14 protein-coding genes are annotated in these 14,565 nt (G+C 42.3%); 6 read left to right on the forward strand and 8 right to left on the reverse strand.

The window, feature by feature from the left end; translation table 11 throughout:
* Nucleotides 1-90: 90 nt before the first annotated feature.
* Nucleotides 91-780 (reverse strand): GTP cyclohydrolase I FolE, encoded by a 690-nt coding sequence (folE, locus tag ACP14Y_RS03540; RefSeq protein WP_424961594.1) that lies wholly within the window; start codon nucleotides 778-780, stop codon nucleotides 91-93.
* Nucleotides 743-1,153 carry a 6-pyruvoyl trahydropterin synthase family protein gene (locus ACP14Y_RS03545; protein WP_424961595.1) on the reverse strand — a complete coding sequence of 137 codons (411 nt, stop codon included), beginning with the start codon at nucleotides 1,151-1,153 and terminating at the stop codon, nucleotides 743-745. Before ACP14Y_RS03545 ends, folE begins: the two co-directional genes overlap by 38 nt.
* A 103-nt stretch (nucleotides 1,154-1,256) precedes the next feature.
* On the opposite strand from ACP14Y_RS03545, the gene ACP14Y_RS03550 reads away from it, so the two are divergent.
* Nucleotides 1,257-1,910, forward strand: a complete 654-nt coding sequence (locus tag ACP14Y_RS03550; RefSeq protein WP_424961596.1) for a phosphoadenylyl-sulfate reductase — start codon at nucleotides 1,257-1,259, stop codon at nucleotides 1,908-1,910.
* Nucleotides 1,911-2,017: 107 nt separating this feature from the next.
* Complete coding sequence (locus tag ACP14Y_RS03555; RefSeq protein ID WP_424961597.1) at nucleotides 2,018-2,938, forward strand: NAD-dependent epimerase/dehydratase family protein; 921 nt, start codon at nucleotides 2,018-2,020, stop codon at nucleotides 2,936-2,938.
* Here the strand turns inward: ACP14Y_RS03555 and ACP14Y_RS03560 are convergent.
* Genes ACP14Y_RS03560 through fahA form a run of 3 tightly spaced genes read right to left on the reverse strand, consistent with a single transcriptional unit; the run spans nucleotide 2,935 to nucleotide 5,936 of the window.
* On the reverse strand, nucleotides 2,935-3,669 hold the full coding sequence (locus ACP14Y_RS03560; protein ID WP_424961598.1) for a class I SAM-dependent methyltransferase: 735 nt from the start codon (nucleotides 3,667-3,669) through the stop codon (nucleotides 2,935-2,937). The genes ACP14Y_RS03555 and ACP14Y_RS03560 overlap by 4 nt on opposite strands.
* 59 nt (nucleotides 3,670-3,728) lie before the next feature.
* Nucleotides 3,729-4,613 carry a flavin reductase family protein gene (locus tag ACP14Y_RS03565; protein ID WP_424961599.1) on the reverse strand — a complete coding sequence of 295 codons (885 nt, stop codon included), beginning with the start codon at nucleotides 4,611-4,613 and terminating at the stop codon, nucleotides 3,729-3,731.
* A gap of 54 nt (nucleotides 4,614-4,667) precedes the next feature.
* Nucleotides 4,668-5,936: a fumarylacetoacetase gene (gene fahA, locus ACP14Y_RS03570; protein WP_424961600.1), complete on the reverse strand. Its 1,269-nt coding sequence runs from the start codon at nucleotides 5,934-5,936 to the stop codon at nucleotides 4,668-4,670.
* Nucleotides 5,937-6,059: 123 nt separating this feature from the next.
* Here fahA and ACP14Y_RS03575 point away from each other — a divergent pair, with 123 nt between their 5' ends.
* Together ACP14Y_RS03575 and ACP14Y_RS03580 are read left to right on the forward strand one after the other, a co-directional pair.
* Nucleotides 6,060-8,726, forward strand: coding sequence for a valine--tRNA ligase (locus tag ACP14Y_RS03575; protein WP_424961601.1), 2,667 nt, complete (start codon nucleotides 6,060-6,062; stop codon nucleotides 8,724-8,726).
* A 28-nt stretch (nucleotides 8,727-8,754) separates the two neighbouring features.
* Complete coding sequence (locus ACP14Y_RS03580; RefSeq protein WP_424961602.1) at nucleotides 8,755-9,219, forward strand: hypothetical protein; 465 nt, start codon at nucleotides 8,755-8,757, stop codon at nucleotides 9,217-9,219.
* Between the two features lie 83 nt (nucleotides 9,220-9,302).
* On the opposite strand, the gene ACP14Y_RS03585 is transcribed toward ACP14Y_RS03580, so the two are convergent.
* From ACP14Y_RS03585 to ACP14Y_RS03595, 3 genes are read right to left on the reverse strand one after another with little or no spacing between them, the layout of a single operon-like run.
* Entirely contained in the window at nucleotides 9,303-10,529 is a 1,227-nt protein-coding gene (locus tag ACP14Y_RS03585; protein WP_424961603.1) for an alanine dehydrogenase, read from the reverse strand.
* Nucleotides 10,526-10,945, reverse strand: a complete 420-nt coding sequence (gene tsaE / locus ACP14Y_RS03590; protein WP_424961604.1) for a tRNA (adenosine(37)-N6)-threonylcarbamoyltransferase complex ATPase subunit type 1 TsaE — start codon at nucleotides 10,943-10,945, stop codon at nucleotides 10,526-10,528. Before tsaE ends, ACP14Y_RS03585 begins: the two co-directional genes overlap by 4 nt.
* Entirely contained in the window at nucleotides 10,942-12,495 is a 1,554-nt protein-coding gene (locus tag ACP14Y_RS03595) for a PglZ domain-containing protein (protein ID WP_424961605.1), read from the reverse strand. The genes tsaE and ACP14Y_RS03595 overlap by 4 nt, the downstream gene beginning before the upstream one ends.
* A gap of 251 nt (nucleotides 12,496-12,746) precedes the next feature.
* Here ACP14Y_RS03595 and ACP14Y_RS03600 point away from each other — a divergent pair, with 251 nt between their 5' ends.
* Both ACP14Y_RS03600 and ACP14Y_RS03605 read left to right on the forward strand, forming a co-directional pair.
* The gene (locus tag ACP14Y_RS03600) at nucleotides 12,747-13,976 is read left to right on the forward strand and encodes an HD domain-containing protein (RefSeq protein WP_424961606.1); all 1,230 of its coding nucleotides are present in this window, start codon (nucleotides 12,747-12,749) and stop codon (nucleotides 13,974-13,976) included.
* A gap of 10 nt (nucleotides 13,977-13,986) precedes the next feature.
* Nucleotides 13,987-14,565 carry an ABC transporter ATP-binding protein gene (locus ACP14Y_RS03605; protein WP_424961607.1) on the forward strand — a complete coding sequence of 193 codons (579 nt, stop codon included), beginning with the start codon at nucleotides 13,987-13,989 and terminating at the stop codon, nucleotides 14,563-14,565.

Consider the following 14,565-nt stretch of genomic DNA (forward strand, 5'->3'; position numbering starts at 1 on the left):
AATGGTTTTCAAAAACAGTCGGCAAAGATAGGTCAACTAATTTTTAATAGAAACCAATCATGAATTTTTAGAAACGATCTTTTGTATCTCTTATTTAGTATTTGAATTGACGTAGTTTAAAAACTCTGTTTTAATCTGTTGGTCTTTAAATTTTCCGTCAAAAAAAGCTGTTCCGGTTTGACTATTTGTGTCATTTACTCCTCTGGAAGACACACACATATGAGATGCATCCATGACCACAGCCACATGATCAGTGTGGAGGATTGATTTTAGTTCATTTCCAATCTGAACGGTGAGTCTCTCCTGGACTTGTGGACGTTTCGCGTAATATTGAACAATACGATTAATCTTTGACAGCCCAATCACCTTGCCATTGGGAAAATAAGCAACATGGGCTTTACCGTAAATAGGCACAAAGTGATGCTCACAATGGGAGTAGAAGGTAATGTCCTTCTCTACCAACATTTGATCATACTTGTATTTATTCTCAAATAACCGGACTTGCGGTTTGTTCTTAGGATTCAATCCGGAAAATACTTCCTGAACATACATTTTAGCTACTCTTTTCGGAGTACCTGAAAGGGAATCATCTTGAAGATCAAGTCCGAGAATCTGCATGATTTCCTTGAAGTGTTTAGAAATCAATTCAATCTTTAGTTCATCATCTTGCTCAAAGGCATCCGGGCGAAGTGGAGTATCATAAGATGATCCTACGTGTTGATCAGCGTACGCATCATGCTCCTCATCCTGGATATTCGACGTAGTTTCTTTCTGTTTCATATAAAGTTATTTTCATCTCGTACTCGTCTTCTACCTCAGGCCTCAGCAAATCATAGATGACTTTGACGATATTTTCAGCTGTTGGATTCAAATTTTTGAATTCGGTTACATCCAAATTCAGATTTTTATGATCGAAGCGATTGAGTACCTTCTCTTTTACAAGGTTGCTCAGCTTCTTCATATCGTAAACATATCCGGTATCTGCATCAGGTTCTCCAGTTAGGCTTACGATTACTTCATAATTATGCCCATGCCAGTTCGGGTTATTACATTTACCAAAAACCTGTTCGTTTTTCTCATCTGACCAGGATTCATTGTACAGCCGGTGGGCTGCATTGAAATGTTCTTTTCTGTTTACTGTAACTCGTGGCATATTGCAAAATTACTGGAACTCATAACAACGGCTTTTATAAAGATGTTTCGTCTCGCTATGAATTTATTTTTATGTGCCTTTGTTTTGCCTTGAAATCTATGATATGGAGATCCCCGAAATCAGAAAAAAAATAGAGCAATACCAAAGTGAAGGAAAACGACTTTTCACCACCTCTTCTTTCCAGACCCACAGCATACCCATGCTTCATATTTTAAGTAAGATCGATAGCTCAATTCCCGTTTATTTCATTAATACCGGATATCTTTTTCCAGAAACAATTTCCTTCAGGGATGAAGTCGCGGAACAGTTAGGTTTACGCATTGTGGATTTGAAACCAAATACCCCTAAGTATATGCAGCGTGAAGCAAATGGGAAACTATTGTTTACCACTGACCCGGATCATTGCTGCTACCTAAACAAAACACAGCCGATGGAGTCAGTCCTTGCCAGCCACGATGTGTGGATCAATGGGGTGAGAGGTGATCAAAGTGCCGTACGAAAAGCCATGAAGGTAGAGCAACCAGCCCCATTTGATAGCATTCGATTTCATCCCATGCTGGATTGGGACAATCGTAAAATATTTGCATACATCAAAGAACATGATCTGCCTAAGCATCCTCTCGATGCAAAAGGGTATATCAGCATTGGATGTGAGCCATGTACCAGAAAAATGGACCTGGATATGCAAGAAAGAGAAGCCCGATGGTTTGGCTTAAATAAAGTAGAGTGTGGATTACATACGGATTTAATTAAATAATATTCCCCCTTTGAAGGGGGGTGCGTTGGGAAGGTGTGGTTGCGGGGGGATGTTTACACCCCTATTATCCCCTCAAGGGGATATCATTTAATTATCAATTAAAGAATATGAAAGTACTTATTACCGGTGGAGCCGGATATGTTGGAACAAAGCTGGTCAAGCACCTGGTTTCAAATCCTGAAATTGAAAAGATCACGGTATATGATAACCTCAGTAAAGGACATCACAACTTCTTTTTAGGTTTAGAATATCAGAACAAAGAGAAGATTCAGTCAGTCCGGGGAGATATCCTGGATACTCGGCAATTGAAAAAATTAATGAAAGATGCTGATGTAGTTGTCCATCTGGCTGCCATTGTGACCACTCCTTTTGCGAATACCGATCCACATTTCTACGAGCAAGTCAACCACTGGGGAACTGCGGAAGTAGTGTATTGTGCGGAGGAGTCGGATATCTCCAAATTTATTTATCTAAGTAGTACTTCCGTATATGGAGCTAGTGATCAGGTTTCTGATGAATCTGCTACACCCGCACCCTCCACCTTTTATGGCATTTCGAAACTGCGAGGAGAGGAGCATGTAAATCGAATGGCAGAGAAAAAGAATGCCATCAATATCCGAGGTGGAAACGTGTATGGATACAGTAAATCCATGCGTTTTGATGCGGTAATCAACCGATTCATGTTTGACGCAAACTTCACCAATCGTATCCAGATCAATGGAAATGGAAAACAGTCCCGAGCCTTTATCCACGTTGACTATCTCTGTAGTGCATTGGCGCAAACCATTACGAATGAAGTACCCAGCGGTACGTACAACCTGGTAGACAAGAATCTACAGATTCTGGATATCGTGGATGTATTAAAAGAAATCTATCCTTCACTTGAATTTTTATTCACCAATCAGCATATGAATCTGAGAGAGCTAAAAATCAATCCGGATAGTAAGTTGTTTGATTACATCGATCGATTTGAAAGTCGTGAGTTGAAAGTAGAGCTGGAGGAGTTTAAGAGTAGATTTGCTTTTTAGCTCCTTCCGATTCGGGTGAAAATCGGAAAATCAACCTCCAGAACTTTGTCGTTCCAAATAGCTTTTAGGTCTTTGTACAATTTATCGATCGGAGAGTGATCATTCTTTTTGATGTAGTGCTGCACAGCCGACCAGGTGCTGATATATCCAACCAAATCATCTAGCCTCATCTGTTTCTTCATCTCAAATGAAGGTACATCTTCGATCTCTTTATAAGGAAAAGGAATCGTTTTGTAAGCAGCTTCAATGTGATCGCGTTCCGGATCCCAGTAAGGATGGGTTACATTCCAATAAAAGTCTTTGATTATTTCTCCTACTTTTCCTTCAATTTGTACCAATCCATACCCGATCAAGGTAATCACTCCATTGGGTTTAAGAACGCGCTTCACTTCCATGTTAAATCGGTCATGATCAAACCAATGTGCAGCTTGTGCAACGGTGATTAAATCAAAATGCTGATCTGGAAAGTTGGTTTGTTCTGCGGGCTGCTTAGAATATTCAATGTTGGATTTCTGAGTAGCATTAGTAAGCTGCTTTTCGCTGATGTCTGTGGCATAAACTTTCGAAAAATGCTCAGCTAGTTTTACTGCCAATTGACCATTTCCTGTTCCACAGTCCCAGCAATTATCCTGACTTTGGGTTAAAGAAATAAGGTAATCGATCAGCTCTTGTGGATAGACTGGGCGGAATTTGGCATATTCGAGGGATTGAGTGGAGAAGTTGTCTTTCATTTCTAGTTGACAGTTTTTTAGTCCACTGTCGACTGACGACTGTGGACTTGAAAACTAGGTTATCCCATCATTAAGACTTTCCAGGCCGTATCCACTTCCCCATCATTGAGCAGATCTGCAGCCAGTTTGTGCAGCTCAAGCTGGATATTTTCCTCATCGTCGAATGAATCAAGGATCGATCGCACCTCCGGTTCGTTGGCAAAATCTTTTACTTCCTCCTCAGTTGGTAATGCTTCAACATTACCCAGCATACCCAGGTGGTTGCCGGTTAGTACAGTGCTGGTTCGAATTTGGTCAGGTATTTGGTCTACTCCTATGCCCATGGTTGTCAGAGGTTTGGCTACTTCAAATATAGCATCTCCACTCGCCCTGGCATACCAATTGCCTCCCATTCTTGCCACGGCATCTAGTTTATTGGGGTGGATTTTACCATTCTCATCCAATATCCGATCTGCGATGTGCATCAGCTGTACCTCACAGATCACGAGCTGTCCGGCTCCACCCTGCTCACCGAGTGATTTCACTTCGATCACTTTGCACTCAAACGAAACAGGTGCCTCTTTCACTCTTGGTGGCTTTACAAGCTGTGATTCTTCTTCAGTAAAGCCTGCCTTCGCAAATTCATTCACCCCCTTCTCATACTCCGTGCTACTCAGCGACATCTGCTGCACCATGTCATATGATACAATATTGATCGTACACTCCGGATGCTCCTTAACATTTTCCAGCGTATGCTTAGTTGTGTTGTCTCGTCCTCTCCTAGCCGGAGAAAAGATCATGATTGGAGGGTTGGCACTGAAAACATTGAAAAAACTAAAAGGGCTCAGATTTACTTTTCCTTCTTTATCTACCGTACTGGCAAAAGCAATGGGGCGTGGTGCCACTGCTCCCAGCAGGTGTCCATGTAACTCAGGTACGGGTATTTTTTTCGGATCGATTGTCATGATAAGTTAATTATTTCCTCCCCCTTACTCCTCCAAAGGGGGATATAGGAGATTTTATTTAGCGGGTAAAACCTTCGTTGATACCTCACCAAAACCAATACGCACACCATCCTTCTCTCCGTGTCCACGCATGATCACGGTATCGCCATCCTGGATGAATTTACGTTCACTTCCGTCAGGCATTTTTACCGGTTTGGTTCCTTTCCAGGAAATCTCCAGCATCGAGCCGAACTGACTTGCATCCGGCCCTGAAATAGTACCACTACCGTACATGTCTCCGGTTTTGATGTTGCATCCATTCACTGTCTGATGAGCCAGCTGCTGCGCCATATTCCAATACATGTACTTGAAATTAGAGTTACCAACCACTTTCTCATCACTATCTTCCGGTTGAATGGCCACTTCAAGATCAATATCAAAGTGTTTGTTTCCTTCATATTGAAGATATGGAAGCACTTTTGGCTCTTGTTTAGGACCTGGAATTCTAAAGGGTTCTAAAGCATCTAAGGTCACAATCCATGGTGAGATAGATGAAGCAAAATTCTTTGCCAAAAATGGACCTAATGGTACATATTCCCATTTCTGAATATCTCTGGCCGACCAGTCATTGAACAACACCATTCCGAAAATGTGATCTTCGGCCTCCTTAGTAGTGATCGAATCACCCAATTGATTTTGGCCACATGTGATAAACGCCATCTCCAATTCAAAATCAAGCAGTTTGCATGGCCCGAAAACAGGCGGTTCATCATCATTGGGTTTTTGCTGTCCTTTTGGCCTGTGAATAGGTACTCCTGACTCAATAATGGATGAAGCTCTACCGTGATAGCCGACCGGAATGTGTTTCCAGTTTGGCATCAGTGCATTGTCCGGATCACGGAACATAGAGCCTACATTGAATGCATGTTGCTCACTGGAGTAAAAATCAGTGTAGTCACCTACTTGCACCGGCAGGCACATCTTCACCTTATCCATATCGTTCAATACAGATTGAAGCGCATAGTGATTTTTCAATTCTTCATTTCCTTCTTGCAGTAACTCTGACACACGATCCCTCACTTTTCGAGCGGTCGGTTTACCTAGATTCATAAAATCGTTCAGGTATTCTCTATCAAAGATGCCATCGGGCAATCCCATCCCATCAAACAATCCATGATTCTGCAGTCCGGCGAGATCCAACACCTTTTCTCCTATGGCTACCCCCACACGCTTTACTCCCTCTTTTTTAAAAATACCGAACGGTAAATTCTGAATAGGGAAGTCTGAATTTGCGGGCACCTCTACCCAGGATTTTAGTTTTGGATTATTTGCGGCTATTTCCATTTTCTAATATTTGAATTCATTTCTACAAATATGCATGGCATAATTCCTTTGACAAAGGGAAAAGAAGCTTGAGAGCTACTAACTTTGCGGCTTCAAAAAAATTAACGTTATAGCAGAGCGCTCATGAGCATTTCCACGCAATATGACCCGACACAGGTAGAAGACAAATGGTACCAGTATTGGATGGATAGAAATTTCTTTCATGCCACTCCAAAGACCGGCAAGGAAGCCTATACCATCGTCATCCCACCACCAAACGTCACAGGTGTCCTCCACATGGGTCACATGCTCAACAACACGATTCAGGATGTTTTGATTCGGAAAGCCCGTATGGAAGGGAAAGAAGCCTGTTGGGTGCCAGGAACGGACCATGCTTCAATTGCCACTGAAGCGAAGGTGGTGAAGATGCTCCGCGAGAAAGGCATCAAAAAATCTGATCTTTCCAGAGAGGATTTTCTAAAGCACGCCTACGAATGGAAGGATAAATACGGCGGCATCATACTTGAGCAGTTGAAGAAACTAGGTGCTTCATGCGATTGGGATCGTACGGCTTTTACGATGGACAAAGGCTACCACGATGCTGTAATCAAACAGTTTGTAGACTTATTCAACAAAGGATACATCTACCGTGGCTTGCGGATGGTGAATTGGGATTGTGAGGCGCAGACAACCATTTCCAATGAGGAAGTGATCTATAACGAGGAAGGCGAAAAAGCCATCCTGTATCATGTAAAATACCAGATCAAAGACTCGGATGAGTTTGTGACCATCGCTACGCAGCGACCGGAAACGATCATGGGTGACACAGGTATTGCGGTAAATCCAAATGATGATCGATTCAAGCACCTGATTGGTAAAAAAGCTTTGGTTCCTTTTATCAACCGTGAGATTCCGATTATCGGAGATGATTATGTGGAGCTGGATTTCGGTACTGGCTGCCTGAAAGTAACACCAGCGCACGACCCTAATGACTATGAGATCGGTCAGCGACACAATCTGGAGACGATTGATACCATTAACCTGGATGGTACCCTCAATGAAAAGTGTGAGATCGATAAGTATGTTGGCCAGGATCGATTCAAGGTCCGTAAGATGGTTGTGAAAGATCTGAAGGAAGCTGGGATTCTTGTACATGAGGAAGAATTTATCACCAAGATTGGTCGTTCCGAGCGTACCAACTCCGTAGTAGAACCAAAGCTTTCCCTGCAGTGGTTTATCAAAATGAAAGAAATATCCAAACGCGCCCACAAGGCGGTGATGGATGATGAAATTCAATTGTTTCCACCGAAATTCAAGAATACCTATAACCACTGGATGGAGAACGTGCGCGACTGGTGTATCTCCCGTCAGCTGTGGTGGGGCCAGCGGATACCGGCCTACTTTTATGGTGAAGGTGAAAATGATTTTGTCGTAGCAGAGAATATCGAACAAGGGGTTGAGGAAGCTAGAAAGACGACCGGAAACAATAGCCTGACTGCCAATGATCTGAGACAGGACGAAGATGTATTGGATACCTGGGCGTCTTCAAATCTTTGGCCCATTGCGGTTTTCGATGGCTTCAATTCAACATGTTACGACTCTGCAACCGGAAAGATTGATAAGAGTAAAAACGAAGAATTGAATTTCTTCTATCCAACCAATACCCTGGTAACTGCACCGGAGATTTTATTCTTCTGGGTAGCCCGGATGGTGATCGCAGGTTACGAATACCTGGATGAAAAGCCATTCGAGAATGTGTACCTAACGGGAATTGTACGAGACAAGCAACGAAGAAAGATGTCCAAGTCGCTGGGCAACTCTCCTGACCCCTTAGATCTGATCAAGCAGTATGGTGCAGATGGAGTCCGAACAGGCATGTTGTTCAGTTCACCGGCAGGAAACGATTTACTTTTCGACGAGAAACTCTGCGAGCAGGGAAGAAATTTTTCTAACAAAATCTGGAATGCCTTCCGACTGGTTAGTGGCTGGGAAACTACTGATACCGCACAGCCTGAAGTTAACAAGCAGGCCATTGCGTGGTTTGAAAGTAAGCTTAACAAAGCATTGACCGAAATGGAAGATCACTTCTCCAAGTTTCGAATGTCTGATGCGTTGATGACGGCCTACAAGCTGGTTTGGAACGACTTCTGCAGCTGGTACCTTGAGTGGATCAAACCGGAATATGGCAAACCGATTGATGCGGCAACCAAAGCTAAAACGATTGAGCTTTTTGAGCAGGTGTTAAAGCTGCTTCATCCGTTTATGCCATTTATCACAGAAGAGCTGTGGCACGAACTAAAAGACCGAAAAGATGGTGATGCGATCATTGTGGCTGAGTGGCCTAAAGCTTCAGGTTTTGATTCAGAGATATTGAAAGAAGTTGATTTACTGTTTGAGATCACTTCAAGTATTCGAAACATTCGAAGTTCTAAAGGCATCTCACCGAAGGAAGCGTTTGAACTGACTACCAAGGCAAAAGCAGTAGAACCAATCGCTGCTTCTTTGAAAAAATTGGCGAATCTGTCTGATATCAAATCGGGAGACAAGCCGGAGAATGCATTTAGTTTCGTAGTAGGGTCAGATGAATTTTTCATACCTGCATCCGACAATGTGGACATGGAAGCGGAGAAGAAGAAAATAGAGGAAGAGCTTAACTACACGCGTGGATTTATGAAATCCGTGGAGAAGAAGCTTTCAAATGAACGTTTTGTGAATAATGCCCCTGAAAAAGTCGTAGAAATAGAGCGTAAAAAATTGGCTGACGCAGAGGCGAAGATCAAGACGCTGGAGGATAGTTTGGCTTCTTTGTAAATTAGACATATCCGAAAAATATTGATTGATGGAAACTACAGATATTGTTCAACTAATATCTCTACCCTTAGAGGTATGCGGGCTCTTTCTAACCATTACTCAGGTATTTTTCAAAGGATTTGATACACGACTTGAGATTTGGTTTTCAGACAAGCTAGATGATTTAGGACAATGGCTAATCGACAGCAATAAATTATTGTATAGGCTTTTCATGATTTATTTGATAGGATTGATTGCTTTTCCCCCATTAATTATCTCAATACTTAGGACATTAGTTCAATACGGCCATTTAGAAGAAGCCTGGTTCAGTGAATCATATTTTAATCAATATTTATGGTTTCATATAGCTGTCATGTATTTAATACTAGCACTTTCAATGTTTCAGAACCTTCAAAAACTCTTGCCCAAGAAAAATCTTCTTGCTTTTGGAATTTGGCTTACTGGGCTTGGTGTTATCGGAGAAGCATATCAAGTTTATAAAATTTTCTGGTAGTCCACTTCTCTACCGCTCGCCTATACTAGTGTTTCGCTGCTAGTTAAGAAAGAACCATCTAAACTGATGCCGCATTATGACAACTATATCCTGGCCGCCATAAACAAACTAATGTCCTTAAAAGCCAGGTTGAATCGCTTGGCTAGGTTAAGGTTGGTGAGGGTTCCTTTGTAGGAATAGACCCCTTTTTGTAGCCACGGGTGGGTGTAAATCATTTCGTCAAATCCGCCACAATCTCCTGCCTCCAGCAAGATCGGTGTGAAGATGTTGGAGATCGCCAAAGAGGCAGTTCTCGCGACACGAGATGCGATATTTGGTACGCAATAGTGAGTTACATCGTGTTTAACAAATGTTGGTTTTTTATGATTGGTTAGCTCTGAGGTCTCAATACATCCCCCTTGATCAATGCTGACATCAATGATTACTGAACCTGGTTTCATACTCATCACCATTTCCTCTGTTACCAGCATTTTTGTCTGTCCCTTTTCAAATCGAACCGCCCCAATCAACACGTCAGCCTCCTCTACCTCTTTTGCAAGCAATGCTTCATCATAAGTGGATGTATAAATTTCCTGTCCCAAGGAGTGCTTCAGTCTTCTCATCTTATAGATCTGGTTATCAAAGACACGCACTTCAGCTCCATGCCCCAGGGCTGCCCTCGCGGCAAACTCTGCCACTGTTCCTGCTCCAATGATCACCACACGAGTAGGTGGCACTCCGGTAATTCCACCCAGAATCACTCCCCTACCATCGTTCGCGCTGCTTAGATACTCAGCAGCAATCACCATGACCGTGCTGCCGGCCACTTCGCTCATCGCCCGTACCAAGGGCAATCCGCCTACCTTATCCTGAATGAATTCATAACCTATAGCAATGAGTTTTTTCTTATTGATGGCCTCCAGGTACTTCACATTTTGCTTGCCTGCCTGAAAAGCTGAAATCAAGGTACTCCCTGGCTTCATCATTTCGATCTCTTTCAGTGTAGGAGGCTCCACCTTTAGTATCGTATTGCATTCAAAAACCTCTTTCGCACTATACGCGATTTTTGCACCTGCCTCACTGTATTCAGTGTCGGAAAAATTCGCTGACTCTCCTGACTTAGTCTCAATGACTACCTCATGGCCATTGGCCACCAACACCCCTACAGAGGAAGGTTTAATCGGCATGCGTTTTTCCTGATCTGCAATCTCTTGCGGCACACCTATCTGCATAGATTGATGCTTTTTGGAAATTTTTGCTGGCGACTCCTTGGGGTACAGCGTCTGCTCTTTGGCTAACTCCGCAAATCCGGATTTCGAGGTTTCGTTCATTTAGGTTGTGCAGTTAGTGATCGGGTGTTATCACCTACTAATTTAATGCTTATTTGCAGGTATTCATCAGGCAAAAGGGGTTCTATGATTTCTGGCCATTCCAGCAAACAAAGATTTCCAGAAAATAGATACTCTTCCAGTCCAATATCAATGGCTTCCTCAATATCCTCCAGACGGTAAAAATCAAAATGATAGATTTCTTCCCCTCTTTCAGCCAGGTACTCATTCACTATGGAAAACGTTGGAGAACTCATCTCATTCTGAACACCCTTTTCTTCGCAGATCTTTTTGATCAGAGTGGTCTTTCCTGCTCCCATCTCTGCATTAAAACACCAGACGCTGATGTTCCCAAAATTACTCAGGAGTTTTCTGGCTACTTCCTGAAGCTCATCTTCATTGTAATTAGGTATGGTCATTTATTTGCCAGGGTAATAAATGGGATAATGATTTCCTCCATGGAGATACCTCCATGCTGAAACGTGTCTTTATAATGCCGCACGTAGTGATTGAAGTTGTTTGGATAGGCAAAAAAGTGATCATCCATCGCAAATACATAAGCAGAGCTCACATGTGGTTTAGGTAGACCCAATTGCTCCGGGTCTCTTGTGAAAAAGACAGACTTTTCATCAAAGGCGAGGTTTCTTCCAACCTTGTAGCGAAGGTTCGTATTGGTTTTACGATCCCCCACAATCTTTTGGGCTTTATTTACCCGAATGGTTCCATGGTCGGTAGTGATCATCACTTTCACTTTTTGCTCCGCTAAAATCTTAAGGGTGTCGTATAGTGAAGAATGAGTAAACCATGATTTCGTAATGGATCGGTAGGCCGACTCATCAGGAGCTAATTCCCTAATCATTTGCATGTCTGTGCGTGCATGAGAAAGCATATCCACAAAATTGAATACGATGGCATTCAATCCATTATTCATCAGGTTGGGGATGTTTTCACTTAGCTGCTTCCCTTCCTCCGCCCTTAAGATTTTATGATAGCTAAACCGTTCTTTTACTGCATTTCGAGCCATATTGGCTTCCAGTAGTTCTGCTTCTTTCAGATTTTTTCCATCGTCATCTTCCTCATCCACCCACAGGTCAGGATATCGTCTGGACATTTCCAATGGGGTCAGACCCCCAAATAAAGCATTTCGCGCATACGATGTGGTGGTTGGTAAAATGGAAAAATACGTTTCTTCCGAATCCACACTAAACAGCTCGGCCACATCCGGCTCGATAACCTTCCATTGGTCATATCTCAAATTATCGATGACGATTAGAAAGACAGGCTCTTCCCCTACTTTCGGGAAAACCTTTTGCTTTAAGAGATTATGTGAAAGTAGCGGACGATCCTCCATGTCAGGGTCTGTGATCCAATCCTGATAATTGGTGGTTACAAACGAAGAGAAGTTTCCATCCGCTTCCACTTTTTGAGCACTAAGTACTTCCACCATGCTCTTATCCTGCGTCTCGTCCAGCTCCAGCTCCCAATACACCAGTTTTTTATAGATATCCATCCAATCCTGATGATCATGTGCATCCATCACATTCATCGCCAGTTTTTGAAATTCCTTTTGATAATTCAGGTTGGTTTTCTCAGAAATGATTCGTTTGTTATCCAGAATCTTCTTGACAGAAAGTAAAATCTGATTCGGGTTTAATGGTTTAATCAGATAGTCGGCAATTTTTGCACCAATGGCTTCCTCCATGATTTCTTCTGCCTCATTCTTGGTGATCATTACCACCGGCAAATTTGGATGCGTAGACTTGATATAGTTCAGCGTTTCCAAGCCAGTCATCCCGGGCATGTTTTCATCCAGGAATACGATATCGAAATGATTATGATCTATTTCTTCCAGCGCATCAGACCCACTGTTTACAGGGGTGAGCCGGTAGCCCTTCTGTTCCAGAAATAAAATATGCGGCTTCAGCAGCTCAATTTCATCGTCCGCCCATAAGATTTTAAATTGCTGCATTAATTCAGTTTTGACTTTCTTTTGCTAAGTAACCTGAGTTTGACGTAAGAATAAAATGAAAACACCTTATTTCCCCTCCTTGGAGGGGTATGGGGGTGGGTTAATCGAAAATGTTTTCTTTAATCAAATTTTCTTTAAAAATGACGAATTAATCCAACCCACCTCAACCTCCTCCCAAGAGGAGATTTATACGTGTCATTTTTGAACGAAATTTGGATTCTTTGTCAAATTCAAATAAATCACAAACGCTGTTGAACAAAAAGAAAATTCTTAATGATCCGGTTTACGGATTCATCAATATACCCAACGATCTCATCTTCGACATCATCGAGCATCGTTACTTTCAGCGGCTCAGAAGAATAAAGCAGCTTGGCCTTACTGACCTGGTATATCCGGGTGCACTCCATACACGGTTTCATCATGCGCTTGGCGCAATGGATCTAATGAGACGAGCGCTGAATGCGCTGCAAGAAAAAGGAGTGGAAATCTCAGATAAAGAACGACAATCAAGCATGCTTGCCATCCTTCTTCATGATGTAGGTCATGGTCCTTTTTCTCACACCCTGGAGTTTTCGCTTTTCAAGGGGGTGCATCATGAGCAGGTAGGCCTGTGGATGATGGATCGGTTAAACAAAGAATTTGATGGTGCCCTGGATATGACCATCGAGATATTCCGAAATAAATACCAACGGCCTTTCTTTCACCAATTGGTATCCAGTCAGCTGGATATTGACCGGCTAGATTACCTTAAAAGAGATTCATTTTTTACAGGTGTATATGAAGGGGCCATAGGATCTGAACGGATCATTAAAATGCTGAATGTCGCAAGTGAACATTTGGTAGTGGAGGAAAAGGGTATTTACAGCATTGAAAATTTTCTAAGCGCGCGTCGACTGATGTACTGGCAGGTATACCTGCATAAAACTGCGGTGAGTGCAGAGGTGATGCTGATTGAGCTAATCAAAAGAGCAAAGACTTTGACTCAGCAAGGTGAACAATTGGAAGCCACTCCTGCGTTGAAAATTTTTCTTGAAAGAAACATCACTGACAAGGACTTTGCTGAGGACCCTGACATACTGGAAGTATATGCACACCTGGATGATTCAGATATTTGGGGATCCATCAAATTCTGGCAAGATCATGATGACAAGGTGTTGCGCACGCTCAGCAAAATGATTTTAGACCGAAAGCTTTTAGGAATTTCCTTTTCCAATGAACCGACCGGAAGAATCGTGACTGATGATCTTATTCAAAAGGTCAAAGACCTCTATGGTGTAAATGATGAAGAAGCAGGCTATTTCATAAAAACAGGCTCTGTGAGCAATTCGGCCTACATTGCCTCAGGCCAATCAATCAAGATTTTACGAAAAAACGGAAGTGTTGTAGACGTGGCTGACGCATCTGATTTACCAAACATCAAGGCGATGAGTAAAATTGTCACTAAATATTACTTATGTGCTCCAAAAGAATTGCTCAATTGATCATTCAATCATGATTTTGACAGGAAAAAATATTGGAAAAAAGTTTGGGAAGAACTGGATCTTTAGGTCGCAAAACTTCACCCTGGAAACGGGAACATCTGTTGCGATAACAGGAAAAAACGGTTCCGGAAAATCGACACTGCTGCAGATTATTGCTGGCTTTCTGACTCCCAGCGAAGGGGAAATTGAAGTGGACGGAAAAAAAATAGATGAAAGTGAGCATTCAGCTGTTTTTGTTGGGCCTTATACGGAGATTATAGAAGAATTTACGTTGAAAGAATTCCTGGAATTTCATAGCACATTTAAAAAGAACGTATGCTCCATTGAAGAAATGGCCGAATCAGCCTCACTTCCACTTTCTAAACCCATTGCCGATTTTTCCACAGGAATGAAGCAACGAGCAAAGCTAATTACCTCATTTTTCTACGAAAACGACATCATTTTCATGGATGAACCTACTTCCAACTTGGATGCAGAAGGTTTTAATTGGTGGAAAAAAGAGGTTTTGGGGCTAAAACAGCAGTTGGTCATTCTTGCATCCAATGACATGCAAGAAATCGACATCTGTCAAAAACAGCTTAATCTTTAA

Source organism: Ekhidna sp., assembly GCF_965247405.1.
In the GTDB taxonomy this organism is placed as follows: Bacteria; Bacteroidota; Bacteroidia; order Cytophagales; family Cyclobacteriaceae; genus Ekhidna.

Excerpts from the sequence above, each read along its gene's own strand:
- folE (WP_424961594.1), bottom strand. The coding sequence starts at position 780 with ATGAAACAGAAAGAAACTACGTCGAATATCCAGGATGAGGAGCATGAT.
- ACP14Y_RS03545 (WP_424961595.1), bottom strand. The coding sequence starts at position 1,153 with ATGCCACGAGTTACAGTAAACAGAAAAGAACATTTCAATGCAGCCCAC.
- ACP14Y_RS03550 (WP_424961596.1), top strand. The coding sequence starts at position 1,257 with ATGGAGATCCCCGAAATCAGAAAAAAAATAGAGCAATACCAAAGTGAA.
- ACP14Y_RS03555 (WP_424961597.1), top strand. The coding sequence starts at position 2,018 with ATGAAAGTACTTATTACCGGTGGAGCCGGATATGTTGGAACAAAGCTG.
- ACP14Y_RS03560 (WP_424961598.1), bottom strand. The coding sequence starts at position 3,669 with ATGAAAGACAACTTCTCCACTCAATCCCTCGAATATGCCAAATTCCGC.
- ACP14Y_RS03565 (WP_424961599.1), bottom strand. The coding sequence starts at position 4,613 with ATGACAATCGATCCGAAAAAAATACCCGTACCTGAGTTACATGGACAC.
- fahA (WP_424961600.1), bottom strand. The coding sequence starts at position 5,936 with ATGGAAATAGCCGCAAATAATCCAAAACTAAAATCCTGGGTAGAGGTG.
- ACP14Y_RS03575 (WP_424961601.1), top strand. The coding sequence starts at position 6,060 with ATGAGCATTTCCACGCAATATGACCCGACACAGGTAGAAGACAAATGG.
- ACP14Y_RS03580 (WP_424961602.1), top strand. The coding sequence starts at position 8,755 with ATGGAAACTACAGATATTGTTCAACTAATATCTCTACCCTTAGAGGTA.
- ACP14Y_RS03585 (WP_424961603.1), bottom strand. The coding sequence starts at position 10,529 with ATGAACGAAACCTCGAAATCCGGATTTGCGGAGTTAGCCAAAGAGCAG.
- tsaE (WP_424961604.1), bottom strand. The coding sequence starts at position 10,945 with ATGACCATACCTAATTACAATGAAGATGAGCTTCAGGAAGTAGCCAGA.
- ACP14Y_RS03595 (WP_424961605.1), bottom strand. The coding sequence starts at position 12,495 with ATGCAGCAATTTAAAATCTTATGGGCGGACGATGAAATTGAGCTGCTG.
- ACP14Y_RS03605 (WP_424961607.1), top strand. The coding sequence starts at position 13,987 with ATGATTTTGACAGGAAAAAATATTGGAAAAAAGTTTGGGAAGAACTGG.